The following is a 25,711-nucleotide window of genomic DNA, read 5'->3' on the forward strand; positions in this document are numbered from 1 at the left end:
AGCAGCAAGAACAAAGTGAACCATGACGAAGGAGGGTTGCTCCTTGTTGGACGTGAACAACTTCGAGTATATGAAGATTGGATTGGCATCTCCGGATAAAATCCGATCGTGGTCCCGCGGAGAAGTAAAGAAACCGGAAACGATTAACTACAGAACGCTCAAGCCGGAGAAAGAAGGTCTCTTCTGCGAGAAGATCTTCGGACCGACGAAGGACTGGGAATGCCATTGCGGCAAATACAAACGCGTGCGCTATAAAGGCGTCGTTTGCGACCGCTGCGGCGTTGAAGTCACGCGCGCGAAGGTTCGCCGCGAACGGATGGGACACATCGAGCTTGCAGCTCCTGTATCGCATATTTGGTACTTTAAAGGGATTCCGAGCCGTATGGGTCTGGCGCTCGACATGTCGCCTCGTTCGCTGGAAGAGATCATTTATTTCGCATCTTATGTCGTAACCGATCCCGGTGATACGCCGCTTGAGAAGAAACAGCTATTGTCCGAGAAGGAATACCGCAGTTACCGCGAGAAATACGGCTACGGATTCCAAGCGGGCATGGGCGCGGAAGCCGTAAAGAAGCTGCTTCAAGACATCGACGTCGAACGCGAGCTCGAGACGCTGAAGGAAGATCTTCGCACGGCGCAAGGCCAACGCCGCAACCGCGCGATCAAACGCCTTGAAGTCATTGAAGCGTTCCGCAACTCCGGCAACATGCCGGAATGGATGATTCTCGACGTGCTTCCGGTTATCCCGCCGGAGCTTCGCCCGATGGTTCAGCTGGATGGCGGCCGTTTCGCGACATCCGACTTGAACGACTTGTATCGTCGCGTAATCAACCGTAACAACCGCCTGAAGCGTCTGCTCGATCTCGGCGCGCCGGATATCATCGTGCAGAACGAGAAGCGGATGCTGCAAGAAGCGGTTGACGCGCTGATCGATAACGGTCGCCGCGGCCGCCCTGTAACGGGCCCGGGCAATCGTCCGCTTAAATCGCTCAGCCATATGCTGAAAGGGAAACAAGGACGTTTCCGTCAGAACTTGCTCGGTAAACGGGTCGACTATTCCGGTCGTTCGGTTATCGTTGTCGGTCCTAGCTTGAAAATGTTCCAATGCGGGTTGCCGAAAGAAATGGCGCTTGAGCTCTTCAAGCCGTTCGTCATGAAAGAGCTGGTCAACAAAAACCTGGCTCATAACATCAAGAGCGCTAAACGCAAAGTCGAGCGCGTAAGCCCTGAGGTTTGGGACGTTCTTGAAGAAGTCATCAAGGAGCACCCGGTTCTTCTGAACCGTGCCCCTACGCTCCACAGACTCGGTATTCAAGCATTCGAACCGATCTTGGTCGAAGGCCGCGCCATCAAGCTTCATCCGCTCGTATGTACCGCTTATAACGCGGATTTCGACGGTGACCAAATGGCCGTTCACGTACCGCTTTCCGCCGAAGCACAAGCAGAAGCGCGTTTGCTGATGCTTGCATCGGGTAACATCTTGAACCCGAAAGACGGCAAGCCGGTCGTTACGCCTTCGCAGGATATGGTCCTAGGAAGCTTCTACTTGACGATGGATAACAAAGAAGGCAAAGGCAACGGTTCTGTTTTCGCGACGGTCAACGAAGCGATCTCGGCGTATCAACGCGGTATCGTATCGCTGCATGCGCGGATCTTTATCCCGGTTAAAGTGCTGAAGAAGACGTCCTTCACGGACGCGCAGCAAAAAGCGTTGATTTCCACGACTGTCGGTAAAGTGATCTTCAATGAGATCTTCCCGGCCGACTTCCCGTTCATTAACGAACCGACCAAAGTGAATCTGCTTCAAGGGACGCCGGATAAGTATTTCGTTCATGAGAAGGGTGCAGACCTGATCGAGTTCATGAATGGCATTGCTCAAATCGGCGGCGTGGGCAAAGAGTACCTTGGTCTAATCATTGCGGAATGTTTCCGTCAATATCACACGACGCGTACTTCCATCATGCTTGACCATATTAAACAACTTGGATTCACGTATTCCACGCGCGCGGGTATCACGGTAGCCGTTTCCGACGTTATCGTGCCGACGGAGAAACAGGACATCCTGAGAGAATCCGAAGACAAAGTCAAAGTCGTTTCGAATCAATACCGTCGCGGTTTGATTACGAATGAAGAACGTTATGACCGCGTTATCGAGATCTGGAGCAAAACGAAAGATCAGATCACGGATATCCTCATGAAATCGATGGATCGCTACAATTCCATCATGCTCATGGTGGATTCCAAAGCGCGGGGTAACAAATCGCAAATCACGCAGCTTGGCGGCATGCGGGGTCTGATGGCCAACCCGTCGGGTCGTATTATCGAGTTGCCGATTAAATCGAACTTCCGTGAAGGCCTGACCGTCCTCGAGTACTTTATCTCGACGCACGGTGCGCGTAAAGGTCTTGCCGATACGGCTCTACGTACCGCTGACTCGGGTTACCTGACCCGTCGTCTCGTCGATGTCGCACAGGACGTTATCGTGCGCGAAGACGACTGCGGAACGGACAAAGGCTTCAGAGTCAGCAGAATTCAAGACGGTAAAGAGGTTATCGAAGACCTTTACGATCGTATTGAAGGCCGCTACTCCTTTGAGACGGTTCGCAATCCGAAAAACGGGGAAGTCATCCTTCACCGTAACCAATTGATCGACTCGAACAAAGCAGAGGAAGTAATCGCTGCCGGCGTCGAGAGTCTTCAAATCCGCTCCGTACTGAGCTGCCGCGCTCGACATGGCGTATGTAAAATCTGTTACGGACGCAACCTGGCAACGGGTAAATTCGTGGAGATCGGCGAAGCGGTCGGTATCATTGCGGCACAATCCATCGGTGAACCGGGAACGCAGCTCACAATGCGCACATTCCATACCGGCGGTGTAGCTGGAGACGATATCACGCAAGGTTTGCCGCGTATTCAAGAGCTTTTCGAGGCGCGTAATCCGAAAGGTCAAGCGATCATTTCCGAAATCGACGGGGTTATCAAAGACATCCGCGAGACGAAGGATCGCCGCGAGATCGAGGTGCAGGGCGAAGCCGAATCTAAGACATATGCCGTCACTTTCGGTTCACGTATCCGTGTAGCCAAAGGCAAGCAAATCGAAGCCGGCGATGAGCTGACGGACGGCTCCATCGACCCTAAAGATATGCTCCGCATTAAAGGCATCCGCGGCGTGCAGAACTATATTCTGCAAGAAGTTCAGCGCGTTTACCGTAACCAAGGGGTAGAAATCAACGATAAGCACATCGAGGTTATGGTGAAGCAGATGCTTCGGAAGATCCGCATCATTGAAGCTGGCGATACGATGCTGCTTCCTGGCGCGTTCGTGGATATCCACGAGTACGAAGCAGCAAACCGCGATGCGATCCTGTCCGGCAAAGAGCCGGCAGTCGCGAAGCCGGTCCTGCTTGGTATTACGAAGGCTTCGCTGGAGACGGATTCCTTCTTGTCCGCTGCATCGTTCCAAGAAACGACGCGTGTCTTGACTGACGCCGCAATCAAAGGAAAAGTCGACCAATTGCTTGGCTTGAAAGAGAATGTCATCATTGGCAAGCTCATTCCAGCCGGAACCGGCATGCAGCGTTATAGAAGCGTTCATGTAGCGGGAATGGACGATGATCCGATCGAAGAACAACAGCACGAAGCGGAAACGGTAACGGTCGAGTCTTAATAGCTAACGGCTTAGCATAAGGGGGAAGAGCGAAAAAGGCATCTCCGATGGAGTGTCTCTTCGCTCTTCGTTCCGTTATGCGGCGGATCGTTTACTTAATTTTCATGTAACTATGATTCGTCAGAGCTTGACATGGCCCAAGCCGAGATGCTAATATGTCGTAGTGTGCCTAATCGCGCAACCTCTGCACTTGTCAGTTTTGATTGACTTGGAAGGAAGGTTATTATGCGATTCGTTATAGGTAGTAAACAGACGATGAAAATGGTGGAGCTACGCAAAACCAATCTCGTCTATGTTGCGCAAGATGCAGATCCGCGGCTGAAGAACAATATTGTTCGGCTATGCGAGATGGCAGGAGTGCCGATTACGTGGTCGGAGACAATGAAGAGCCTCGGGGAAACCTGCGGCATTGAAGTTGGAGCGGCGATGGCAGCGGTTATACCGGAAATCGAATAAGAACATACCGTTTTTACCGAACCGAAAGGGGAAGTAGAAACTTTCGTTTGTTTCTTTATGAACCGCCTGGATCTGTGGGCTTAATAAGCCAATATGTCTTGAATGCTTTACTAAGTGAGGAAGGGGGATGCAACATGCCAACAATTAATCAGCTGGTCCGCAAAGGCCGTGAAGCGAAAGTCGTTAAATCGAAATCGCCAGCCTTGCAAAGAGGATTCAACGCACTGAAACGTGAAGAAACAAACCTGAGCTCGCCACAAAAACGCGGGGTCTGCACACGTGTAGGCACGATGACACCGAAAAAACCGAACTCCGCATTGCGGAAATACGCACGTGTACGTTTGACGAACCGCGTAGAGGTTACGGCATACATCGGCGGTATTGGCCACAACCTGCAAGAGCACAGCGTAGTATTGGTGCGCGGCGGCCGGGTAAAAGATCTTCCGGGTGTTCGTTACCATATCGTTCGCGGCGCGCTTGATACTGCAGGCGTCAACAACCGTAAACAAGCTCGTTCCAAATACGGAACAAAACGTCCTAAAGTTAAAAAATAAGTTAAGCTTAGCCGGTGACGGTTATTCTCGTTCAAAAATGAAAAACTAGAAGAAAGGGGGACTTCCACATGCCACGTAAAGGTCCTGTAACAAAACGCGACGTTTTGCCGGATCCGATGTACAGCAGCAAACTCGTTACTCGTTTGATCAACCGAATCATGGTCGACGGCAAACGCGGTGTAGCAGCTACGATTTTGTATGATGCGTTCAAGCTTATCAACGAACGTACAGGCAAAGATCCGATGGAAGTTTTTGAAGTAGCAATTAAGAACATCATGCCAGTACTTGAAGTAAAAGCACGCCGTGTCGGCGGCTCGAACTATCAAGTGCCGATCGAAGTTAAGCCTGAGCGCCGTACAGCGCTTGGTCTCCGTTGGCTCGTGAACTATTCGCGCAACCGCGGAGAGAAAACGATGGAGGAGCGTCTGGCTGCCGAAATCATCGATGCTTCGAACAACACAGGTTCATCCGTTAAAAAACGCGAAGATACACACAAAATGGCTGAAGCGAATAAAGCGTTCGCTCACTATCGTTGGTAGTATCCGCATAATCGAAAGGAGACTGGATCATGGCAAGAGAGTTCTCCTTGAAAAATACGCGTAATATCGGGATCATGGCGCATATTGACGCAGGTAAAACTACCACGACGGAGCGGATCCTGTTCTACACAGGCCGTACCCACAAAATCGGCGAGGTGCACGAAGGTGCAGCGACGATGGACTGGATGGAGCAGGAACAGGAGCGCGGAATCACGATTACGTCCGCCGCAACGACTGCTCAATGGAATGGTCACCGCATCAATATCATCGACACCCCGGGTCACGTTGACTTCACGGTAGAAGTTGAACGTTCCCTGCGCGTATTGGACGGGGCCGTTGGTGTTTTCAGTGCGAAAGAGGGCGTTGAGCCGCAATCCGAGACGGTTTGGCGTCAAGCTGACCGTTACGGCGTACCGCGGATCGCATACGTCAACAAAATGGATATTATCGGCGCGGACTTCCTTAACGTAGTTAGAGATATGCGCTTGCGTCTCAATGCAAATGCGGTTGCAATTCAATTGCCGATCGGCGCAGAGAATGACTTTGTAGGCGTAATCGACTTGATTGAACGCGTTGGTTATAAGTACAAAGACGATCTGGGAAAAGATCCGGAGCAAATTGAAATCCCTGCAGAATACAAAGAACAAGTGGAAGAACTTCGCTTGGAGCTGATCGAGAAAGTTGCTGAGCTTGATGAAGAGCTTACAATGAAATATCTCGAAGGCGAAGAAATCAGCGTTGACGAGTTGAAATCTGTGCTTCGCAAAGGTGTTTGCGATGTTAAGATCTTCCCGGTTATCGTGGGTTCTTCGTATCGTAACAAAGGCGTTCAGCTGATGCTTGATGCAGTTGTCGACTACTTGCCTTCACCGATTGACGTTCCAGACATCAAGGGTCACCTTGAAGATGGTACGGAAACGATTCGTAAGTCTGCCGATGACCAGCCTTTCGCAGCACTGGCGTTCAAAATCATGACTGATCCGTACGTAGGTAAACTGACGTTCTTCCGCGTATACTCCGGCGTTCTTAGCTCCGGTTCGTACGTAGTGAATGCAACGAAAGGCAAACGCGAACGGGTCGGCCGTATCCTTCAAATGCATGCAAACAGCCGTCAAGAAATCAGCGAAGTTTACTCCGGTGACATCGCGGCTGCAGTAGGCTTGAAAGATACAACGACCGGCGATACGCTTTGCGACGAGAAGAACCCGGTTATCCTTGAGTCGATGAACTTCCCAGAGCCGGTTATCCAGCTCGCGGTTGAACCTAAGACGAAAGCTGACCAAGATAAAATGGGTATCGCTCTTCAAAAGCTGTCCGAGGAAGATCCTACGTTCCGTGCTCACACGGACGAAGAGACCGGCCAAACGATCATCGCAGGTATGGGCGAGCTTCACCTTGAAATCCTTGTTGACCGTATGCTTCGCGAATTCAAAGTCGAAACAAACGTTGGTAAGCCGCAAGTCGCTTATCGCGAAACGTTCAAAACGGCTGCGAAGGTCGAAGGCAAGTTCGTTCGTCAATCCGGCGGACGCGGCCAATTCGGACATTGTTGGGTTGAATTCTCCCCGCTTGAGCCAGGATCCGGTTTTATTTTTGAAAACAAAACCGTGGGCGGCTCCATTCCGCGTGAGTTCATTGCTCCAATTCAAGCAGGTATCGAAGAATCGATGAAGAACGGCGTCATTGCCGGCTTCCCGGTTGTTGATATCAAAGCAGTTGTAGTAGACGGTTCCTATCATGACGTTGACTCCTCGGAGATGGCGTTTAAAATTGCCGGATCGATGGCGCTTAAAGCAGCGAAAGAGAAATGTAGTCCGATTCTGCTTGAGCCTATCATGAAAGTAGAAGTAACCGTTCCTGAAGAGTACATGGGCGACGTTATGGGCATGCTGAGCTCCCGCCGCGGTCGCATCGAAGGTTCGGATACGCGTCACGGCGCGTTGATCGTTCGTGCTAAGGTGCCTCTGGCTGAAATGTTCGGTTACTCCACGACACTTCGTTCCGGTACGCAAGGACGCGGCGTGTTCTCCATGGAGCTTTCGCACTATGAAGAAGTACCGCGTTCGATTTCGGAAGAGATCGTCTCCAAATCCAAAGGCGCTGCACAATAACAGCCCTTTGAACAACTTGTTGCTCATAAGTTGCACGTTGGCCGGATGATGGAAGACCTAACGGCTCCCATTCGGCCGATCACATAATCTTCTCAATATGAAGGAGGAAGAGTTCAATGGCTAAGGCTAAATTTGAACGTAATAAACCGCACGTAAATATCGGCACAATCGGTCACGTCGACCATGGTAAAACGACGCTGACTGCTGCTATCACAACTGTACTTTCCAAAAGATATGGTGGAGCTGCAGTAGCGTTCGACCAAATCGACAAAGCGCCGGAAGAGCGCGAGCGCGGTATCACGATCTCCACGGCTCACGTTGAGTATGAAACGCCTAACCGTCACTACGCACACGTTGACTGCCCAGGCCATGCCGACTATGTTAAAAACATGATCACGGGTGCAGCTCAAATGGACGGCGCAATCCTGGTTGTATCCGCAGCTGACGGCCCAATGCCGCAAACGCGTGAGCACATCCTGCTTTCCCGCCAAGTAGGCGTACCTTACATCGTCGTATTCCTGAACAAATGCGACATGGTTGAAGACGAAGAGTTGCTTGAACTCGTTGAGATGGAAGTTCGCGACCTGCTCAGCGAATACGAATTCCCAGGCGACGACACGCCAATCATCCGTGGCGCAGCTCGTGAAGCGCTGCAAAATCCAGACGGTCCTTGGGCCGACAAAATCGTCGAGCTGTTCGAACAAGTCGACACTTACATCCCAACTCCACAACGTGATACTGACAAGCCGTTCCTTATGCCAGTCGAGGACGTGTTCACAATCACAGGTCGTGGTACGGTTGCTACAGGACGCGTTGAACGTGGCGTAGTTAAAGTATCTGACGAGATCGAAATCATTGGTATCGCTGAAGAAACTCGCAAATGCGTTGTAACGGGCGTTGAGATGTTCCGTAAATTGCTCGACTCCGCACAAGCTGGCGACAACATCGGCGCATTGCTTCGCGGTGTTGACCGTAAAGACATCGAGCGTGGTCAAGTTCTGGCAAAGCCAGGTTCCGTTAAACCACACACGAACTTCACGGCTCAAATTTACGTCCTGACTAAAGAAGAGGGCGGACGTCACAAACCTTTTTTCACGGGTTACCGTCCACAGTTCTACTTCCGCACAACTGACGTAACGGGTATCATCTCCCTGCCAGAAGGTACGGAAATGGTTATGCCTGGCGATAACATCACAGTAACGGTTGAGCTGATCGCTCCAATCGCACTGGAAGACGGTACTCGCTTCGCTATCCGCGAAGGTGGCCGTACGGTTGGTGCAGGCGCGGTAGCATCCATCCAAAAATAATCACCCTGCAGCATAAGCTGCGGTAAAAAACCCTCACCTCGGTGAGGGTTTTTTCTATAATTTGAGGTTTGCCGTGAAAGCGTTTCTTCATTAATAATGAGAAAAGAGTGTCTAGATCGGCGAATTGGGCAACACAGATAGTGGAGCAAATATGCATGTTTGCATGGATACCGATTGTCGAAAATAGGGGCATTCAGAAAATGTCTGTAATGACAAGGTTTTTGTTGCATTCGCCCAGCGGTTTAGATATAATAGTGAAGTTGGTCTGTGACGTTGCGATGATGCGAGAGGTTGCCGACACACACGGCTCCTTTGCCATGAGGGGCGTGTCGGGTTTTCTTGCGGAGTATGTCCGATACTAAATTGGGCGATAGAAGGAGGGACTTATATGGCTAAGCAAAAGATTCGTATTCGCTTGAAAGCATACGATCATAGAATTCTGGATCAATCCGCAGAGAAGATTGTTGAAACTGCGAAACGTTCCGGTGCAGGCGTGTCTGGGCCGATTCCGCTTCCGACCGAGAAGCAAATCATCACCATTCTGCGTGCGGTACACAAGTACAAGGATTCTAGGGAACAATTCGAAATGCGTACACACAAACGCTTGATCGACATTGTTAACCCAACGCCGCAAACGGTTGATGCATTGATGCGTCTTGACCTGCCATCCGGTGTAGATATCGAAATTAAACTGTAATATTCTCAACATGGAAAGGAAATGAGGTGTCAACATGAAAGGTATCTTAGGTAAAAAACTTGGAATGACGCAAGTGTTCACTGCCGATGGTAACGTAGTGCCAGTAACGGTTATCGAAGCAGGTCCTTGTGTTGTTTTGCAAAAGAAAGACCAAGAGAACGATGGATACGTATCCATTCAAGTAGGTTTCTCTGATAAGAAAGCAAACAGAGCAAACAGGCCGGAAGTCGGCCACGCGAAAAAAGCCGAAACGGCTCCTAAGCGCTACATTCGTGAATTCCGCGGCATTAATGACGGGGAATATGAAGTTGGCCAAGAAATCAAGGCCGACCTATTCACTGCTGGCGAATTCGTTGACGTAACTGCTACATCCAAAGGTAAAGGTTTCACGGGTACGATTCAACGTTGGAACCAAAGCCGCGGCCCAATGGCGCACGGCTCGCGTTACCACCGCGGACCAGGTTCGATGGGTTCCATCCAAGCGAACCGCGTACCGAAAGGCAAACACCTTCCGGGTCACATGGGAAGCGAAACCGTTACGATTCAGAACCTTGAAATCGTACGCGTTGACGTTGAACGTAACGTATTGCTGGTTAAAGGTTCTATTCCGGGTCCTAAGAACAGCTTTGTAAAAGTTAAATCCACGGTGAAGAAATAATCGTTCAAGAAAGGAGGAACATGAAATGCCGAAAGTAGCACTTTATAGCGTGAACGGCTCGCAAGTCGGCGAGGTTGAATTGTCCGAAGCGGTTTTCGGAATTGAACCGAACGTTCACGTCCTGCATAGCGCAGTATTGCTTCAGCAAGCTTCTGAACGCAGAGGCACGCACAAGACAAAAGGACGCTCCGAAGTACGCGGCGGCGGTCGTAAACCTTGGAAACAAAAAGGTACAGGACGCGCGCGTCAAGGCTCCATTCGCGCCCCGCAATGGGTTGGCGGCGGTACGGTTTTTGGACCGACCCCTCGCAGCTACAGCTTCAAACTTCCTAGAAAAGTTCGTCGCTTGGCAATTAAATCCGCATTGTCTTCGAAGGTGATCGACAACGACATCATCGTTCTTGATCAATTGGCGCTTGCGCAACCGAAGACGAAAGAGTTCGCGGCGATCCTCAGCAACCTGAAAGTGGCTCGTAAAGCACTGATCGTTACGGCGAATTACGAAGATAACGTTGCACTGTCCGCGCGCAACCTTCCGAACGTGAAGTTTGTTGCAGCTGATGGCATCAATGTTCTCGACGTTATGAAATACGACCAGCTGATCATTACTAAAGAAGCGGTCGAAAAAGTACAGGAGGTGCTTGCGTAATGAAAAATCCACGCGATATTATCAAGCGCCCGATCATCACGGAACAAACGAGCGATTTCATGGCGAACAAACGCTATGTTTTCGAAGTTGATCTTCGTGCGAACAAAACCGAGATCAAACTCGCGATTCAACAAATTTTTAAAGTTAAAGTAACGAGCGTGAACACGCTGCGCATGCCGGCGAAACCGAAGCGTTACGGTAAACATAGCGGATATACGTCCGAATGGAAAAAAGCGATCGTTCAACTGAGCGCTGACAGCAACGAGCTTGAATTTTTTGAATCGGTTTAATTAACGTAGTGGCCATACGGCTTACGTGATTAACAAGATATCGGTAAGGAGGGAATCGAAGTGCCAATTAAGAAGTATAAACCGACTTCTCCTGCACGTCGTGCGATGTCCGTCTCGACATTCGAAGAGATCACAGCAAGCACACCGGAGAAATCGCTTCTTGCGCCGCTTTTCAAAAAAGCCGGTCGTAACAATCAAGGTAAAATTACGGTTCGTCATCATGGTGGCGGCCATAAACGTAAATACCGGATTATCGACTTCAAACGTAACAAGGACGGTATTGTTGGCAACGTCGCAACGATCGAATACGATCCGAACCGTACGTCCAATATCGCGCTTATCCACTATGTGGACGGCGAGAAAGCCTACATCATCGCTCCTAAAGGTCTTAAGGTTGGGGATAAGATCGTATCCGGACCAGGATCGGACATCAAGATCGGCAATGCTTTGCCGCTTGAGAACATTCCAGTCGGTACGGTTATCCACAACATCGAGCTGAAGCCTGGCAAAGGCGGACAATTGGTTCGCGCTGCTGGAACAGACGCTCAACTTCTTGGTAAAGAAGAACATTACGTTACGATTCGCTTGACCTCTGGCGAAGTTCGTCGTATTCTGAAAACTTGCCGTGCAACAATCGGTTCCGTTGGCAACGAAGATCACGAGCTCGTGAAAATCGGTAAAGCCGGCCGTTCCCGTTGGATGGGCAAGCGCCCTGAAGTGCGCGGTGTCGTCATGAACCCGAACGATCACCCACACGGTGGTGGTGAAGGACGTGCGCCAATCGGACGTAAATCCCCGATGTCTCCATGGGGCAAGCCGACACTGGGCTTCAAAACACGCAAAAAGAAAAAAGCATCGAGCCAGTACATCGTGCGTCGTCGTACGAAATAATAGGCGCCTTGGCGTCATCTGCGTGACGCGCAGCGTCGCGTAACGCTAGCGTGAAGGGAGGATCATCCATGGGTCGCAGTTTGAAGAAAGGTCCGTTTATCGACGGTTACCTGCTGAAAAAAGTTGAGGTATTGAACGAGTCCAACAAGAAAACCGTTGTTAAGACTTGGTCGCGTCGTTCGACAATTTTCCCGCAATTCATCGGACACACTTTCGCTGTTTATGACGGTCGCAAGCATGTACCGGTTTATGTGACGGAAGATATGGTTGGACACAAACTCGGAGAGTTCGCGCCAACGCGTTCTTACAAAGGTCACGGAAACGATGACAAGAAAACGGGTCGTCGTTAATCGTTCGAATAGCAAGGATTAATGATCGAAAGGAGGTTCATCCATGCCAGAAGCAAAAGCATTCGCTAACCATATCCGCATTGCTCCTCGCAAAGCGCAATTGGTTGTGGATTTGATTCGCGGTAAGCAAGTTGGCGAGGCGATCGCAATCCTGCGTCATACGCCAAAGTCGGCTTCCCCAATCGTTGAGAAGCTGCTGAACTCTGCTATCGCAAACGCGGAGCACAACTTCCAATTGGACGTGAACAAGCTTGTCATTTCGCAAGTGTTCGTTAACCAAGGTCCAACCATGAAACGTTTCCGTCCGCGAGCAATGGGTCGTGCTAGTCGGATTAACAAAAGAACCAGCCACATCACATTGGTGGTATCCGAAAAATAAGGAGGGACAACGTGTGGGACAAAAAGTAAACCCGGTCGGTCTTCGTATCGGCGTTATCCGTGATTGGGAATCCAAATGGTACGCTGGCAAAGACTTCGGCGACTTGCTTATGGAAGACGTCAAAATCCGTGAGCACCTCAAAAACAAATTGAAAGATGCGGCTGTTTCCAAGTTCGAAATCGAACGTGCGGCCAACCGCGTCAACGTTACAATCCATACAGCAAAGCCTGGTATGGTTATTGGTAAAGGCGGATCCGAGGTTGAGAACCTGCGTTCCGAACTTTCCAAAATCGCAAAAGGCAAAAAAGTGCACATCAACATCTCCGAGATCAAAAATCCGGAACTTGATGCCATTCTCGTTGCTGAAAGTATCGCACAACAACTTGAGCGTCGGATTTCGTTCCGTCGTGCAATGAAACAATCGATCCAACGTACAATCCGTGCTGGCGCAAAAGGTATCAAAACTGCCGTTAGCGGTCGTTTGGGCGGCGCTGAGATTGCTCGTCAGGAAGGTTATAGCGAAGGTACGGTTCCACTTCATACGCTGCGTGCAGACATTGATTATGGAACGGCGGAAGCACATACGACTTATGGCCGTATCGGCGTAAAAGTATGGATCTATCGCGGCGAAATCCTTCCGACTAAGAAGAAAGCTCCACAGGAAGGAGGCAACTAATCATGTTGGTCCCAAAACGCGTCAAACACCGTAAACAACAACGTGGTCATATGAAAGGTCGCGCTAAAGGCGGCACGGATGTAGCCTTCGGCGAATTCGGTCTTCAAGCGCTTGAACCTGCATGGGTCACCAACCGTCAGATCGAAGCAGCGCGTATCGCGATGACTCGTTACATCAAACGTGGCGGTAAAGTATGGATCAAGATCTTCCCGGCGAAGCCAATCACGCAAAAGCCTCTTGAAGTTCGGATGGGTAGCGGTAAAGGTAACGTTGAGAAATGGGTTGCAGTCGTAAAACCGGGCAAAATCATGTTCGAGCTTGCTGGCGTATCCGAAGAGATCGCACGTGAAGCAATGCGTCTTGCAGCACACAAACTGCCAGTTAAAACGAAGTTCGTGAAACGCGAAGAAGTGGGTGGTGAAGCAAATGAAAGCTAATGAATTCCGCAACCTTACCTCTGTTGAACTCGAACAAAGAGTCGCTGGCTTCAAAGAAGAGCTATTCAACCTTCGTTTTCAATTGGCTACCGGCCAATTGGAAAACCCAACTCGTATCCGCGATGTGCGCAAGGACATAGCTCGTGCCAAAACCGTTCTTCGTGAAAGAGAACTCGGAATCAGCAGCTAGTCTGTGATTGTCCGTGACGAATAACGAATGTGTGGAAGGAGGATGAACATGAGCGAACGTAATGCCCGCAAAGTTCAAATCGGTAAAGTCGTGAGCGACAAGATGGACAAAACAATCGTAGTTTCGATTGAAACGTACAAAAAACACGATTTGTACCATAAACGGATTAAATACACGAAAAAATTCAAGGCGCATGACGAGAATAACCAAGCTAAGATCGGCGATATCGTCAAAGTCATGGAAACTCGCCCGTTATCGAAAGACAAACGGTTCCGCCTGGTCGAAATCGTTGAAGCTGCTGTTATTCTGTAAGAATGCTTCCCGGTAAGCATTTTCCCGAAAGGAGGACGTTGAAATGATTCAACCATTTACACGTTTGGCTGTCGCTGACAACTCCGGCGCGAAAGAACTGATGTGCATCCGTGTGCTCGGTGGTACTGGACGTCGTGTTGGCCATATCGGTGATTTGATCGTTTGTTCCGTCAAACAAGCAACACCCGGTGGCGTTGTCAAAAAAGGTGATGTAGTCAAAGCGGTAATCGTTCGTACGAAACGCGCTGTTCGCCGTAAAGACGGATCTTACATTGCATTTGACGAAAACGCTGCTGTTATCGTTAAGGAAGACAAGAGCCCGCGCGGCACACGTATTTTCGGACCAGTAGCTCGCGAACTTCGCGACCGCGACTTCATGAAAATCGTATCGCTTGCTCCGGAAGTTATCTAATAAAGACTTTGCGCGTTCGGCGCAAGCACGCAGGAGGTGTAACTCATGCCACGGTTGAAAAAAGTGTTGGAGTCCCACAACAATAAATTGCACGTGAAGAAAGACGACACGGTTATGGTCATCACGGGCAAAGACAAAGGCAAAAAAGGCCGCGTCATTGCTGCGTATCCGCGTCAAAACCGCGTTCTTATCGAAGGCGTCAATATGGTGAAGAAACATACGCGTCCTTCGCAAGCTAATCCGCAAGGCGGTATTATCGAGCAAGAAGCGGCGATTCACGTATCCAACGTTATGCACATCGATCCGAAGAGCGGTAAAGTAACTCGTATCGGATACAAAGTACTGGATAACGGCAAAAAAGTCCGGGTCGCTAAAAAATCCGGCGAAGTTATCGATTAATTGACCGAGAAGGAAAGGAGGTTCACGTTACATGGCAGCAAGAATGAAAGATCGTTTTCTGAATGAAATCACACCTGGTTTGATGCAGAAATTCAACTATACAACGGTTATGCAAGTGCCTAAGATCGAGAAAGTCGTCATCAACATGGGTGTCGGCGAAGCGGTTTCGAACTCCAAAGTACTGGATGCCGCCGTTGAAGACATGCGTCTGATTTCGGGTCAAAAACCTGTTGTAACTCGCTCGAAGAAATCGATTGCCGGTTTCAAGCTTCGCGAGAATATGCCAATCGGGGTTAAAGTAACGCTGCGCGGCGAGCGCATGTACTACTTCCTGGATAAACTGTTCAATGTCACTCTCCCTCGCGTACGCGACTTCCGCGGTGTCTCGAACAAAGCGTTCGACGGCCGCGGCAACTACACACTCGGCTTGAAAGAGCAATTGATCTTCCCAGAGATCGAATACGATAAAGTAGATAAAGTTCGCGGTATGGACGTCGTCATCGTCACGACGGCAAAATCGGACGAAGAAGCTCGTGAACTGCTGACCCAATTGGGCATGCCGTTTACGAAGTAATCCACAGGAGGTGTAATACCAAGTGGCAAAAACTTCGATGAAGGTTAAGCAGCAACGTGCTCCTAAATTCAAAGTGCAGGCTTACACACGCTGTGAACGTTGCGGCCGTCCGCATTCGGTTTTGCAAAAGTTTAAAATTTGCCGGATTTGTTTCCGTGAATTAGCATACAAAGGCCAGATTCCTGGCGTTAAAAAAGCAAGCTGGTAATCAGCCTAGTTCGGGAAGGAGGTTTACACAATGGTTATGTCTGATCCGATCGCAGATATGCTTACACGCATTCGCAACGCAAACGTTGTGCGTCACGAGACGGTAGAAATGCCTGCTTCGAAAGTGAAGAAGCAAATCGCTGAAATTTTGAAACGCGAGGGCTTCATTCGTGATGCTGAGTATATCGAAGATAACAAACAAGGGATTATCCGTATTTTCTTGAAATACGGCCCGAACCAAGAGCGTGTCATCACGGGGCTGAAACGCATCAGCAAACCGGGTCTGCGCGTATACACGAAAAGCACTGAAGTGCCTCGCGTGCTTGGCGGCCTGGGAATGGCGATCATCTCCACGTCCCAAGGCATTATGACTGATAAAGAAGCTCGCCAACAGAAATCCGGCGGCGAAGTTGTCTGCTACGTTTGGTAATTAACCGTCACAGATTGGAGGTGTAACAATGTCTCGTATTGGCCGTAAACCGATCCAAGTTCCCGGTGGTGTAAACATCGACTTGGACAACAGCGTCATCACAGTTAAAGGACCGAAAGGTACCCTGAGCCGCCCAATCCACAAAGACATGAAAGTGGTAGTAGCGGACAGTGTCATCACGATCGAACGTCCTTCTGACAATAAACTGCATCGTTCTCTTCACGGTACAACTCGCAGCGTCATCGCTAACATGGTTAGCGGTGTAACCGAAGGTTTTGTAAAAAACCTGGAGCTTGTAGGCGTTGGTTACCGTGCAAATAAAACTGGCGAGAAAATCGTGCTTAACGTTGGTTACTCGCATCCAGTTGAAATCACGCCTGCGGGCGGCATCGAATTCGAAGTTCCTTCGAATACGAAAATCATCGTAAGAGGCATCGACAAAGAACTCGTCGGTGAAACTGCTGCGAAGATTCGTTCCGTACGCGAGCCTGAGCCGTACAAAGGCAAAGGGATTAAGTATGAAGGCGAGCGCATCCTTCGTAAAGAAGGTAAAGCCGGTAAGAAAAAATAAGCAGCCGTCTAGGGCAGCTTAATCGTATAGCATCATTAAGACAGCAGAAAGGAGTGTACTACGAATGATTACAAAAGGCGATAAAAACAAAGCACGTCACAAACGTCACCTGCGTGTTCGCAAGAGAATCAACGGAACTACGCAGCGTCCGCGTCTCTCTGTATTCCGTTCCTCCAAACACATCTACGCTCAACTGATCGATGATGTTCAAGGCGTGACGGTCGTATCGGCATCCACGGTCGACAAAGAATTCGCAGAACAAATCAGCAATGGCGGCAACATTGAAGCAGCTCGTAAAATCGGCGAAGTCATCGCAGCTCGCGCGAAAGCGAAAGGCGTAGACCAAATCGTATTTGATCGCGGCGGATATTTGTACCACGGAAGAATTCAAGCACTGGCTGATGCAGCTCGCGAAGCAGGCCTTGAGTTTTAATCGATAATACTTATGAAGGAGGTAAATCGACTTGCGTATTGATCCAAACTCGTTGGAACTCACCGAGAAGGTAGTTCAAATCAACCGCGTAGCGAAAGTAGTAAAAGGCGGACGCCGTTTTAGCTTCAGCGCGCTGGTAGTTGTAGGCGACGGTAAAGGATACGTTGGCGCAGGAATCGGTAAAGCTGGCGAAGTACCTGATGCGATTCGCAAAGGTATCGAAGACGCCAAGAAAAACCTGATTCATGTTCCACTCGTAAAAACGACCATTCCACACCAAGTACTTGGACATTTCGGCGCTGGCCGTGTATTGTTGAAACCAGCATCCGAAGGTACTGGAGTTATCGCAGGCGGCCCGGTTCGTGCAGTACTCGAACTTGCGGGCGTAGGCGACATTCTGACCAAATCGCTTGGTTCTTCGAACTCCATGAATATGGTTAACGCGACACTTGAAGGACTTTCCCGTCTGAAACGTGCCGAGGACGTTGCTAAACTTCGTGGAAAAACCGTGAAAGAGCTTTTGGGCTAAGGAGGAGAATACGATGGCAAAATTGCAAATCACCCTCGTTCGCAGCCTGATCGGTCGCAACGAGTCGCAGCGTGCGACAGTTGCTACGCTTGGTCTTCGCAAAATTCGTCAATCGGTTGTCCACAACGACAGCCCGGCTATCCGCGGCATGGTCAATAGTGTCAGCCACTTGGTAAAAGTTGAAGAAGTACAAGCATAATCGCCAATCAGGGCGAGACAGGAATAAGAATGCTTTCCTGAAGAGTTTTGCTGATCTAGCAGGCTCGGGCAGAAAGCAATGCAAAACTTTAAGGAGGTGCAACGACGATGAAATTGCATGATCTCAAACCAGCACCGGGCTCTCGTAAAGAGGGTTTCCGCGTTGGCCGTGGTATCGGTAGCGGCAACGGTAAAACATCGGGTCGCGGTCACAAAGGTCAAAATGCTCGTTCCGGCGGCGGTGTTCGCCCAGGATTCGAGGGCGGTCAAAACCCTTTGTACCGTCGCTTGCCTAAACGCGGCTTCAACAACCCGTTCCGTAAAGAGTATGCGATTGTGAACATCGATGAGTTGAACAGCTTCGCAGCCGGCACTGAAGTAACGCCTGAACTGCTGATGGAGCAAGGTATCGTTAAAAACCCGCAAAGCGGCATCAAAGTCTTGGGTAACGGCGAAATCACGGTTCAACTTACGGTAAAAGCAAGCAAGTTCTCTCAATCTGCGGTAGAGAAAATCCAGGCTGCCGGCGGTAAAACCGAGGTGATCTAATTGTTCAAGACCGTGTCTAACATTTGGAAAGTGGAAGACCTTCGCAAACGGATCCTGTTCACACTGTTCATCTTGTTGGTTTACCGTATCGGTTCCTTTATTCCGGTACCGGGCGTCAATAAGGATGTATTCACACAGACGGACCAGGCCGGTTCTGAATTGTTTGGTTTGTTAAATACGTTTTCGGGTGGGGCGTTGTTCCAGTTCTCGATCTTCGCGATCGGGATCATGCCTTACATCACCGCATCCATCATCGTGCAGCTGCTGTCGATGGACGTTATCCCCAAATTCGCCGAATGGGCGAAGGAAGGCGAGAACGGAAAACGTAAACTTGCACAAATCACCCGTTACGGAACAATCATTCTTGGACTTGTCCAAGGCTTTGGTACCGCAATCGGATTTAACCGGCAGTATCAGTACGATATGATTCCTGGCGCAACCGTTACGGATTACATTGTGATCGCGATTATCCTGACGGCAGGAACAGCCTTCCTCATGTGGCTCGGTGAGCAAATTACGGAGAGAGGCATCGGTAACGGGATCTCTGTCCTGATCTTTGCCGGTATCGTAGCACGACTTCCGGCACATGCTCGTTCCATCTACTCGCAAGAGTTCGTGGATGCGGGCGACGCGCTTTTCTTGGGAATCGTTAAAGTGGTTGCAATCATTATTGCAATCATGGCGATCATCGTGGGCGTTATCTTCGTCCAACAAGGGATTCGCAAAATCCCGGTGCAATACGCGAAACGCGTGGTTGGCCGGAAAATGTACGGTGGTCAATCGACTCATATTCCGTTGAAAGTAAACGGCGCAGGCGTTATTCCGGTCATCTTCGCGGTATCGCTTCTGATGTTCCCGGTTACGATCGCGAATTTCTGGTCGACCCGTCCGTGGGCCCAATGGGTTCAAACGCATATGTACTACGACAAGCCGCTTGGCATGGTGTTGTACGTAATCTTGATTATTGCGTTTACGTTCTTCTACACGTTCGTGCAAATCAATCCGGTGCAGATGGCCGATCAAATGAAGAAAAACGGCGGATATATCCCGGGCGTACGTCCAGGCAAACCGACTTCTTCTTACATTACGCGCGTCATGTCACGGATCACATTGAGCGGGGCGATCTTCTTGTCGGTCATCTCGATTCTGCCGGTGTTCTTCGGAACGCTCGCGGATTTGCCTCGTGACGTGAAGCTGGGCGGCACCTCGCTCTTGATCGTAATCGGCGTTGCGCTGGATACGATGAAGCAAATCGAGACGCAACTGATCAAACGCCACTACAAAGGGTTTATCAATAAATAACACTAGGTTCGCAAGCGGGATTCCGGGCATCTTGCAAGGTGGCGGAACCCGGCCGAGCCTATTATGTTTAAAGCGAGGAACACGCTAATGAACATCTTATTCATGGGCCCTCCAGGAGCCGGAAAAGGCACGCAGGCAGAACGGATCGTGGAGACATTCAACATTCCGCACATCTCGACCGGCGATGCTTTCCGTCTAGCAATGAAGCAAGGCACTCCGCTCGGGCAAAAGGCGAAAGAATTCGTGGATCAAGGTCTCTTGGTACCGGATGAAATCACGAACGGCATCGTTCGCGAACGCCTGCAGCTCGAAGATTGCAACGAAGGCTTCTTGTTGGATGGATTTCCGCGCACGCTGCAGCAGGCAGAAGCACTGGACGTAATGTTGGCAGAAATGGGACGCAGTATCGATCACGTCGTTAACTTGAAGGTTGACCGCGGTTTGCTGCTTGCGCGTCTGACCGGTCGTCGCATTTGTAAAACGTGCGGCTCCACGTACCACGTCATGTTCAACCCGCCGAAGCAGGAAGGCGTTTGTGATAAATGCGGCGGCGAGCTGTACCAGCGGTCAGACGATACGGAAGCGAAAGTAGGCACGCGTCTTGACGAATACATCTCCAAAACGGCTCCATTGCTTGATTACTACGCAAGCAAAGCGGTTTTGCGCGAAGTGGACGGCGAGAAAGAGATCGACGAAGTAACGGCGAACATCGTGAACTGCTTGCGGGGAACTGCGGAATGATCGTATGCAAGTCCGAAGCGGAATTGCAGTATATGAGAGAAGCTGGACGAATTGTAGCGGATACGCATCGCTTGCTTAAAGAAGCGGTTCGGCCGGGCGTGACCACCAAGGAATTGGACGAAATCGCTGAAACGTACATTCGCAGCCAGGACGCAACACCTTCTTTTAAAGGGTACAATCAATTTCCTGCCAGCATTTGCGCTTCTGTGAACAATGAGCTGGTACATGGCATTCCGGGCTCGCGCAAACTGAATGATGGCGACATCATCAGTATTGATATCGGCGCGCAGTATAAAGGGTATCACGGCGATTCGGCGTGGACCTACGGCGTCGGCCGTATTAGTGAAGAGGCGCAACGGCTGCTCGACATTACAGAACAGTCGCTTTATGCGGGACTCGCACTCGTGAAGCCGGATGTTCGCTTGTTTACTATCTCGCATGCGATCCAACAAGCAATCGAAGCTGCCGGGTTTTCCGTCGTTCGCGATTATTGCGGTCATGGGATCGGATCCGAGCTCCATGAGGAACCGCAAATTCCGAACTACGGCATGCCTGACCGCGGACCTCGCCTGAAACCGGGGATGGTGCTGGCGATCGAACCGATGGTTAACATCGGAGAGCGGTACGTACGCACACTGGCGGACAATTGGACAGTCGTCACCGAAGATCAATCATGGTGCGCTCACTTCGAGCATACGGTGGCTGTAACGGCGGATGGCTGTGAAATTTTAACCCGAACCAGGGAGCAGGCAGGTTGAGAACGCTTGGAGAATAAACCGGAGATTGGCCGAGTCGTAAAAGTGCTGCGGGGAAAAGACGAAGGCTCATACGCCGTGATCGTTCAGCTGCTGGACGAACGTTTCGTACTTGTGGCCGACGGAGACAAACGTCGCTTCGATCAATCGAAGAAGAAAAACATTCTGCATCTCGAGATGCAGCCGGTAGTCAGTCATGAAGTGATTGACAGCATGCGGGAAACCGGCCGTGTAACCAACGCGAAACTGCGTTATGCCATTCAGAAGGCAGTGCAAGGGAAAGGAGAATGACTATGGCCAAAGAAGACGTCATTGAAGTCGAAGGTACGGTCATCGAACCACTACCTAACGCTATGTTCAAGGTGGAACTGGAGAACGGACATCAGATTCTCGCCCATGTTTCGGGTAAGCTTAGAATGCATTTCATCCGCATTCTGACGGGAGATAAAGTAGTCATTCAGTTGTCGCCTTACGATTTGTCCAGAGGACGCATTACCTATCGGAAGTAGGCCGTCAGCGGTCTGCCGACGAAAGAATTCGGGAGGTAATCACAATGAAGGTTAGACCTTCGGTCAAGCCGATTTGCGAAAAATGTAAAGTCATTCGCCGCAAAGGCAATGTCATGGTTATTTGTGAAAATCCGAAACACAAACAAAAACAAGGATAAAGGAGGGATAATGGTACATGGCACGTATTGCTGGTGTAGACTTACCGCGTGATAAACGCGTTGTCATCGCGCTGACGTACATCTTCGGTATTGGCAGAACGACTGCTAACAAAATCTTGAGCACGACCGGTATTAGCGAAAATACCCGTGTTCGCGATTTGACGGAAGACGAAGTTAGCCAATTGCGCGAAACGATCGACAAAACGGTTAAAGTGGAAGGCGACCTGCGCCGCGAAATTTCGCTTAACATCAAGCGTCTGATCGAGATCGGCTGCTATCGCGGTGTTCGTCACCGTCGCGGTCTTCCGGTTCGTGGTCAACGGACCAAAACAAATGCTCGTACGCGTAAAGGTCCTCGTCGGACTGTAGCGAACAAGAAGAAATAATAAGGGGGGATAACCGAAATGGCAAAACCAAAGAAAGTGGTTCGTACGAAACGTCGTGACCGTAAAAATATTGACTCTGGCGTGGCTCATATCCGCTCGACGTTTAATAATACGATCGTTACGATTACCGATCCGCACGGCAATGCGATTTCTTGGGCAAGCTCGGGTAACCTCGGATTTAAAGGTTCCCGTAAGAGCACGCCTTACGCTGCTCAAATGGCTGCTGAATCCGCAGCGAAAGCGGCTATGGAACACGGCATGAAAACAGTCGAAGTCATGGTTAAAGGTCCAGGCGCTGGCCGCGAAGCGGCAATCCGCTCGCTGCAAGCAGCAGGCCTTGAAGTTAACCTCATTAAAGACGTAACGCCGGTTCCGCATAACGGATGCCGTCCGCCAAAACGTCGTCGCGTATAGTTCCAAAATTTGTGGTATCAAATTACTGCAACTTGTGAATAATGGTTGTGAAGGTTTGCCATACTACATGATTTGACTGCATACGCGATAATGGTAACGGAGCGACGTTTTGAGGGAGGGTACTATTAGTGATTGAGATCGAAAAGCCGAAAATCGAATCCGTAGAATTGAACGAGGATGGCACATACGGACGTTTCGTTGTTGAACCGCTTGAACGCGGGTATGGAGCGACGCTCGGGAACTCCCTTCGGAGGATCCTGTTGTCGTCGCTGCCCGGCGCAGCTGTAACTTCAGTTCAAATCGACGGTGTACTTCACGAGTTCTCTACGGTTCCAGGTGTGATGGAAGACGTAACTGAAATCATCCTGAACCTCAAAGGCCTTTCGCTGAAAATCCATTCCGACGAAGAGAAGGTATTGGAGATTGACGCGGAAGGTGATGGCAACGTTACGGCTGGCGATATTCGCGCAGACAGCGATGTCGAGATTTTAAGCCCAGATCTTCATATCGCGACGCTGGCCTCCGGTGCACGGCTCCACATGCGGGTATTTGCTAATCGCGGACGCGGTTATGTGCAAGCGGATCGCAACAAACGGGAAGATCAGCCGATCGGCGTAATTCCCGTGGATTCGATCTACACACCGATTACCCGTGTTAACTACACGGTTGAGAACACTCGTGTTGGTCAAGTGACGAACTACGATAAACTCACACTTGAAGTTTGGACCGATGGAAGCATTCGTCCGGAAGAGGCTGTCAGCCTCGGCGCCAAAATTTTGACTGAGCATCTGGATCTGTTCGTCGGTCTGACGGACGAAGCGAAAGATGCTGAGATCATGGTTGAAAAAGAAGAAGACAAGAAAGAGAAAGTACTGGAGATGACGATCGAAGAACTCGATCTGTCGGTACGTTCTTACAACTGTCTGAAACGTGCGGGAATCAATACCGTTCAAGAGCTGATCACGAAAACCGAAGAAGACATGATGAAGGTCCGCAACCTCGGACGCAAGTCTTTGGAAGAAGTTCAAGAGAAGCTGGAAGAACTCGGTCTTGGCCTTCGCATGGAGGAATAGAGAGCAGCACAGACTATGGTCGTAAGACTGGTTTAAGGAGGGGAATTTCGATGGCATATTCAAAACTGAGCCGTGACGCTAGCTCCCGGAAAGCATTGTTCCGCGATCTGGTCACAGACTTGTTCTTGTATGAGCGTATTCAAACGACGGAAGCGAAAGCGAAAGAACTTCGTCCTATCGCCGAAAAGCTGATCACGCTTGCGAAACGCGGTGATCTGCATGCACGTCGTCAAGTGGCAGCTTTTGTTCGCCGTGAGTCCATTGCAGCAGGTGAACAGGATGCAATTCAAAAATTGTTCTCCGAGCTTGCTACCCGTTATTCGGAGCGTCCGGGCGGCTATACGCGTATTTTGAAGCTGGGTCCTCGTCGCGGTGACGCGGCGCCTATGGTTTATTTGGAACTGGTGGATCGCGCGTAGCAAACGAAGGGTGGACCTTGCGGCCACCTTTTTTTGTTGCCCGAGACGGCTTCTGTGGAGGGGAGCGGCGTGCGCAATATTCGCATGGCGATCAGTTATGACGGAACAACGTATTATGGCTTTCAGACGCAGCCGATCGGCAATACCGTTCAGGATGTGCTCCTGCAAGCCATTCGCGTACTAACGGGCGAACACGTAGACATGACGGCTTCCGGTCGAACCGATGCCGGTGTCCATGCCAGACGCCAGGTGATTAATTTCAAAACCTCTTCCCCTATACCGGTTGATCGTTGGGTGCTTGCGCTCAACTCCAGGCTGCCGGATGATATCGTCATTCTGCAGGCGGACGAGGTGCCCCCGCATTTTCATGCCTCTTACTTTGCCAAACGCAAAACCTATCGTTATGGAATCGATACGAGCAAGTTCGGTAACGTGTTCGAACGAAAGTATCGTTTACATTATCCGATTCCGCTGCTTCTCGAGGAAATGAAGGAAGCAATCGCCTGCGTGAAAGGGAAACACGACTTTACGTCCTTTGCTTCGAAGCGTTCCACGAAAACGACGCATGTGCGGACCGTTCTGGATGCACGAATAGAGGAAAGCGAAGGCAAACTGGATATTTTTCTCACCGGGGACGGGTTCTTGTACAACATGGTAAGGATCATCGTGGGGACATTGCTGTGGGTAGGGGAAGGCAAGCTTAGCGCAGCCGATTTCAAACGAATCCTCGAGGCTCGGGACAGGTCGGCGGCAGGTCCTACGGCAATGGCGCATGGCTTGATGCTTTGGGACGTAGAGTACGAGGAGTAGCCCGGATTCACCCATTCCGGCGAGGCTTGACCATTTAAGAAAGAGCTTGCACTTGCTAGGCCAATGTAGTAGAATATAACTTGTGCTTTCTTAGTGGCTCTCCCACAGCCCCGGCTAAGAATGGCCACTTACAGCAACGCTTACGAATGTAATTGAAGCCGATGAAACGGCAACTAATGGTATAAATGAATCGATCGTTTGAATGAAGAAGGAGGATCATCCATGCGCACTACCTATATGGCTAAGCCAAATGAAGTTGAACGCAAATGGTACGTCATTGACGCAGAAGGCAAAACGCTCGGCCGTCTTGCGAGCGAAGCGGCAAGCATTATCCGCGGCAAACACAAACCACAATTTACTCCGCACGTTGACACTGGCGACTTCGTCGTGATCATCAACGCAGAGAAAATTCACCTGACGGGCAAAAAGCTGCAAAACAAAATGTACTACCGTCACTCCATGTACTCGGGCGGTTTGAAAGTAACCCCTGCTCAAGACATGATCAAGAACAAACCGGACCAAGTTTTGGAGCAAGCGATCTACGGCATGTTGCCTAAGAATCGTCTGGGCGACAAAATGAAGATGAAGCTGAAGGTTTATGCCGGCGCAGAACATCCACATCAAGCACAAAATCCAGAAGTTTACGAACTTCGCGGGTAAATAGAGGGAGGACAGTTTC

At 50.2% G+C, this 25,711-nt stretch carries 39 protein-coding genes; all 39 read left to right on the top strand.

Annotation, left to right across the window (positions count from 1 at the left end; genetic code table 11):
* Positions 1-43: 43 nt before the first annotated feature.
* The 39 genes from rpoC (at position 44) to rplM (ending at position 25,692) form a co-directional block, all read left to right on the top strand.
* On the top strand, positions 44-3,667 hold the full coding sequence (gene rpoC, locus AC50YL_RS35315; protein WP_494838072.1) for a DNA-directed RNA polymerase subunit beta': 3,624 nt from the start codon (positions 44-46) through the stop codon (positions 3,665-3,667).
* Between the two features lie 225 nt (positions 3,668-3,892).
* A complete protein-coding gene (locus tag AC50YL_RS35320; protein ID WP_494838073.1) occupies positions 3,893-4,123 on the top strand; it encodes a ribosomal L7Ae/L30e/S12e/Gadd45 family protein in 231 nt (76 codons plus the stop codon).
* Between the two features lie 134 nt (positions 4,124-4,257).
* Positions 4,258-4,677: a 30S ribosomal protein S12 gene (gene rpsL / locus AC50YL_RS35325; protein ID WP_090583216.1), complete on the top strand. Its 420-nt coding sequence runs from the start codon at positions 4,258-4,260 to the stop codon at positions 4,675-4,677.
* A 68-nt stretch (positions 4,678-4,745) separates the two neighbouring features.
* Positions 4,746-5,216, top strand: a complete 471-nt coding sequence (gene rpsG / locus AC50YL_RS35330) for a 30S ribosomal protein S7 (protein ID WP_161705072.1) — start codon at positions 4,746-4,748, stop codon at positions 5,214-5,216.
* Positions 5,217-5,245: 29 nt separating this feature from the next.
* On the top strand, positions 5,246-7,327 hold the full coding sequence (gene fusA, locus AC50YL_RS35335; protein WP_494838075.1) for an elongation factor G: 2,082 nt from the start codon (positions 5,246-5,248) through the stop codon (positions 7,325-7,327).
* 116 nt (positions 7,328-7,443) lie between these two features.
* Positions 7,444-8,634 carry an elongation factor Tu gene (tuf, locus tag AC50YL_RS35340; protein WP_161747281.1) on the top strand — a complete coding sequence of 397 codons (1,191 nt, stop codon included), beginning with the start codon at positions 7,444-7,446 and terminating at the stop codon, positions 8,632-8,634.
* A 388-nt stretch (positions 8,635-9,022) separates the two neighbouring features.
* Positions 9,023-9,331 (top strand): 30S ribosomal protein S10, encoded by a 309-nt coding sequence (gene rpsJ / locus AC50YL_RS35345; RefSeq protein ID WP_005544556.1) that lies wholly within the window; start codon positions 9,023-9,025, stop codon positions 9,329-9,331.
* Between the two features lie 34 nt (positions 9,332-9,365).
* Positions 9,366-9,989, top strand: a complete 624-nt coding sequence (rplC, locus tag AC50YL_RS35350; protein WP_494838078.1) for a 50S ribosomal protein L3 — start codon at positions 9,366-9,368, stop codon at positions 9,987-9,989.
* Positions 9,990-10,014: 25 nt separating this feature from the next.
* On the top strand, positions 10,015-10,638 hold the full coding sequence (gene rplD / locus AC50YL_RS35355) for a 50S ribosomal protein L4 (protein WP_494838080.1): 624 nt from the start codon (positions 10,015-10,017) through the stop codon (positions 10,636-10,638).
* Positions 10,638-10,928, top strand: coding sequence for a 50S ribosomal protein L23 (rplW, locus tag AC50YL_RS35360; protein ID WP_161747284.1), 291 nt, complete (start codon positions 10,638-10,640; stop codon positions 10,926-10,928). Before rplD ends, rplW begins: the two co-directional genes overlap by 1 nt.
* Positions 10,929-10,988: 60 nt before the next feature.
* Positions 10,989-11,819 carry a 50S ribosomal protein L2 gene (gene rplB, locus AC50YL_RS35365; RefSeq protein WP_494838081.1) on the top strand — a complete coding sequence of 277 codons (831 nt, stop codon included), beginning with the start codon at positions 10,989-10,991 and terminating at the stop codon, positions 11,817-11,819.
* A 68-nt stretch (positions 11,820-11,887) separates the two neighbouring features.
* Entirely contained in the window at positions 11,888-12,169 is a 282-nt protein-coding gene (gene rpsS, locus AC50YL_RS35370) for a 30S ribosomal protein S19 (RefSeq protein ID WP_161747286.1), read from the top strand.
* Between the two features lie 43 nt (positions 12,170-12,212).
* Positions 12,213-12,548 carry a 50S ribosomal protein L22 gene (rplV, locus tag AC50YL_RS35375; RefSeq protein WP_494838082.1) on the top strand — a complete coding sequence of 112 codons (336 nt, stop codon included), beginning with the start codon at positions 12,213-12,215 and terminating at the stop codon, positions 12,546-12,548.
* A 13-nt stretch (positions 12,549-12,561) separates the two neighbouring features.
* On the top strand, positions 12,562-13,224 hold the full coding sequence (gene rpsC / locus AC50YL_RS35380) for a 30S ribosomal protein S3 (protein WP_161747287.1): 663 nt from the start codon (positions 12,562-12,564) through the stop codon (positions 13,222-13,224).
* A gap of 2 nt (positions 13,225-13,226) precedes the next feature.
* Positions 13,227-13,661, top strand: coding sequence for a 50S ribosomal protein L16 (gene rplP / locus AC50YL_RS35385; RefSeq protein WP_161705091.1), 435 nt, complete (start codon positions 13,227-13,229; stop codon positions 13,659-13,661).
* Positions 13,651-13,851 (top strand): 50S ribosomal protein L29, encoded by a 201-nt coding sequence (gene rpmC, locus AC50YL_RS35390; RefSeq protein ID WP_161747288.1) that lies wholly within the window; start codon positions 13,651-13,653, stop codon positions 13,849-13,851. Before rplP ends, rpmC begins: the two co-directional genes overlap by 11 nt.
* 48 nt (positions 13,852-13,899) lie before the next feature.
* Entirely contained in the window at positions 13,900-14,163 is a 264-nt protein-coding gene (rpsQ, locus tag AC50YL_RS35395) for a 30S ribosomal protein S17 (protein WP_162359815.1), read from the top strand.
* A 43-nt stretch (positions 14,164-14,206) separates the two neighbouring features.
* Entirely contained in the window at positions 14,207-14,575 is a 369-nt protein-coding gene (gene rplN, locus AC50YL_RS35400) for a 50S ribosomal protein L14 (RefSeq protein WP_090583243.1), read from the top strand.
* A 45-nt stretch (positions 14,576-14,620) separates the two neighbouring features.
* Positions 14,621-14,974 (top strand): 50S ribosomal protein L24, encoded by a 354-nt coding sequence (gene rplX / locus AC50YL_RS35405; protein ID WP_235949619.1) that lies wholly within the window; start codon positions 14,621-14,623, stop codon positions 14,972-14,974.
* A 31-nt stretch (positions 14,975-15,005) separates the two neighbouring features.
* On the top strand, positions 15,006-15,548 hold the full coding sequence (gene rplE, locus AC50YL_RS35410) for a 50S ribosomal protein L5 (RefSeq protein ID WP_161747289.1): 543 nt from the start codon (positions 15,006-15,008) through the stop codon (positions 15,546-15,548).
* Positions 15,549-15,570: 22 nt separating this feature from the next.
* Positions 15,571-15,756, top strand: coding sequence for a type Z 30S ribosomal protein S14 (locus AC50YL_RS35415; protein WP_090583249.1), 186 nt, complete (start codon positions 15,571-15,573; stop codon positions 15,754-15,756).
* A 30-nt stretch (positions 15,757-15,786) separates the two neighbouring features.
* Positions 15,787-16,185, top strand: coding sequence for a 30S ribosomal protein S8 (rpsH, locus tag AC50YL_RS35420; protein WP_161705101.1), 399 nt, complete (start codon positions 15,787-15,789; stop codon positions 16,183-16,185).
* Positions 16,186-16,213: 28 nt separating this feature from the next.
* Positions 16,214-16,756 carry a 50S ribosomal protein L6 gene (rplF, locus tag AC50YL_RS35425; RefSeq protein ID WP_161747290.1) on the top strand — a complete coding sequence of 181 codons (543 nt, stop codon included), beginning with the start codon at positions 16,214-16,216 and terminating at the stop codon, positions 16,754-16,756.
* A 64-nt stretch (positions 16,757-16,820) separates the two neighbouring features.
* On the top strand, positions 16,821-17,189 hold the full coding sequence (rplR, locus tag AC50YL_RS35430; RefSeq protein ID WP_494838083.1) for a 50S ribosomal protein L18: 369 nt from the start codon (positions 16,821-16,823) through the stop codon (positions 17,187-17,189).
* Positions 17,190-17,220: 31 nt separating this feature from the next.
* Entirely contained in the window at positions 17,221-17,718 is a 498-nt protein-coding gene (gene rpsE / locus AC50YL_RS35435) for a 30S ribosomal protein S5 (protein ID WP_090649107.1), read from the top strand.
* Between the two features lie 13 nt (positions 17,719-17,731).
* The gene (rpmD, locus tag AC50YL_RS35440; RefSeq protein ID WP_494838085.1) at positions 17,732-17,917 is read left to right on the top strand and encodes a 50S ribosomal protein L30; all 186 of its coding nucleotides are present in this window, start codon (positions 17,732-17,734) and stop codon (positions 17,915-17,917) included.
* Between the two features lie 107 nt (positions 17,918-18,024).
* Positions 18,025-18,465 (top strand): 50S ribosomal protein L15, encoded by a 441-nt coding sequence (gene rplO / locus AC50YL_RS35445; protein WP_219834319.1) that lies wholly within the window; start codon positions 18,025-18,027, stop codon positions 18,463-18,465.
* Positions 18,466-19,767, top strand: coding sequence for a preprotein translocase subunit SecY (gene secY / locus AC50YL_RS35450; RefSeq protein WP_494838087.1), 1,302 nt, complete (start codon positions 18,466-18,468; stop codon positions 19,765-19,767).
* An 87-nt stretch (positions 19,768-19,854) separates the two neighbouring features.
* The gene (locus tag AC50YL_RS35455) at positions 19,855-20,508 is read left to right on the top strand and encodes an adenylate kinase (RefSeq protein ID WP_494838089.1); all 654 of its coding nucleotides are present in this window, start codon (positions 19,855-19,857) and stop codon (positions 20,506-20,508) included.
* A complete protein-coding gene (map, locus tag AC50YL_RS35460) occupies positions 20,505-21,266 on the top strand; it encodes a type I methionyl aminopeptidase (protein ID WP_494838090.1) in 762 nt (253 codons plus the stop codon). Before AC50YL_RS35455 ends, map begins: the two co-directional genes overlap by 4 nt.
* A gap of 6 nt (positions 21,267-21,272) precedes the next feature.
* Positions 21,273-21,554 (top strand): KOW domain-containing RNA-binding protein, encoded by a 282-nt coding sequence (locus tag AC50YL_RS35465; protein ID WP_161747297.1) that lies wholly within the window; start codon positions 21,273-21,275, stop codon positions 21,552-21,554.
* A gap of 2 nt (positions 21,555-21,556) precedes the next feature.
* Positions 21,557-21,772, top strand: a complete 216-nt coding sequence (gene infA, locus AC50YL_RS35470) for a translation initiation factor IF-1 (RefSeq protein ID WP_015847200.1) — start codon at positions 21,557-21,559, stop codon at positions 21,770-21,772.
* Between the two features lie 44 nt (positions 21,773-21,816).
* On the top strand, positions 21,817-21,930 hold the full coding sequence (rpmJ, locus tag AC50YL_RS35475) for a 50S ribosomal protein L36 (RefSeq protein ID WP_003333770.1): 114 nt from the start codon (positions 21,817-21,819) through the stop codon (positions 21,928-21,930).
* A 17-nt stretch (positions 21,931-21,947) separates the two neighbouring features.
* Complete coding sequence (gene rpsM / locus AC50YL_RS35480) at positions 21,948-22,316, top strand: 30S ribosomal protein S13 (RefSeq protein WP_091225571.1); 369 nt, start codon at positions 21,948-21,950, stop codon at positions 22,314-22,316.
* Positions 22,317-22,334: 18 nt separating this feature from the next.
* On the top strand, positions 22,335-22,730 hold the full coding sequence (gene rpsK, locus AC50YL_RS35485; protein WP_090649131.1) for a 30S ribosomal protein S11: 396 nt from the start codon (positions 22,335-22,337) through the stop codon (positions 22,728-22,730).
* A gap of 128 nt (positions 22,731-22,858) precedes the next feature.
* The gene (locus tag AC50YL_RS35490; protein ID WP_161705123.1) at positions 22,859-23,803 is read left to right on the top strand and encodes a DNA-directed RNA polymerase subunit alpha; all 945 of its coding nucleotides are present in this window, start codon (positions 22,859-22,861) and stop codon (positions 23,801-23,803) included.
* Between the two features lie 50 nt (positions 23,804-23,853).
* Positions 23,854-24,222 carry a 50S ribosomal protein L17 gene (gene rplQ / locus AC50YL_RS35495; protein WP_161705125.1) on the top strand — a complete coding sequence of 123 codons (369 nt, stop codon included), beginning with the start codon at positions 23,854-23,856 and terminating at the stop codon, positions 24,220-24,222.
* A gap of 69 nt (positions 24,223-24,291) precedes the next feature.
* Positions 24,292-25,032, top strand: a complete 741-nt coding sequence (gene truA, locus AC50YL_RS35500) for a tRNA pseudouridine(38-40) synthase TruA (RefSeq protein WP_494838092.1) — start codon at positions 24,292-24,294, stop codon at positions 25,030-25,032.
* 222 nt (positions 25,033-25,254) lie between these two features.
* Positions 25,255-25,692 (top strand): 50S ribosomal protein L13, encoded by a 438-nt coding sequence (gene rplM, locus AC50YL_RS35505; protein ID WP_161747299.1) that lies wholly within the window; start codon positions 25,255-25,257, stop codon positions 25,690-25,692.
* Positions 25,693-25,711: the final 19 nt, after the last annotated feature.

Source organism: Paenibacillus sp. J22P277 (genome assembly GCF_059383675.1).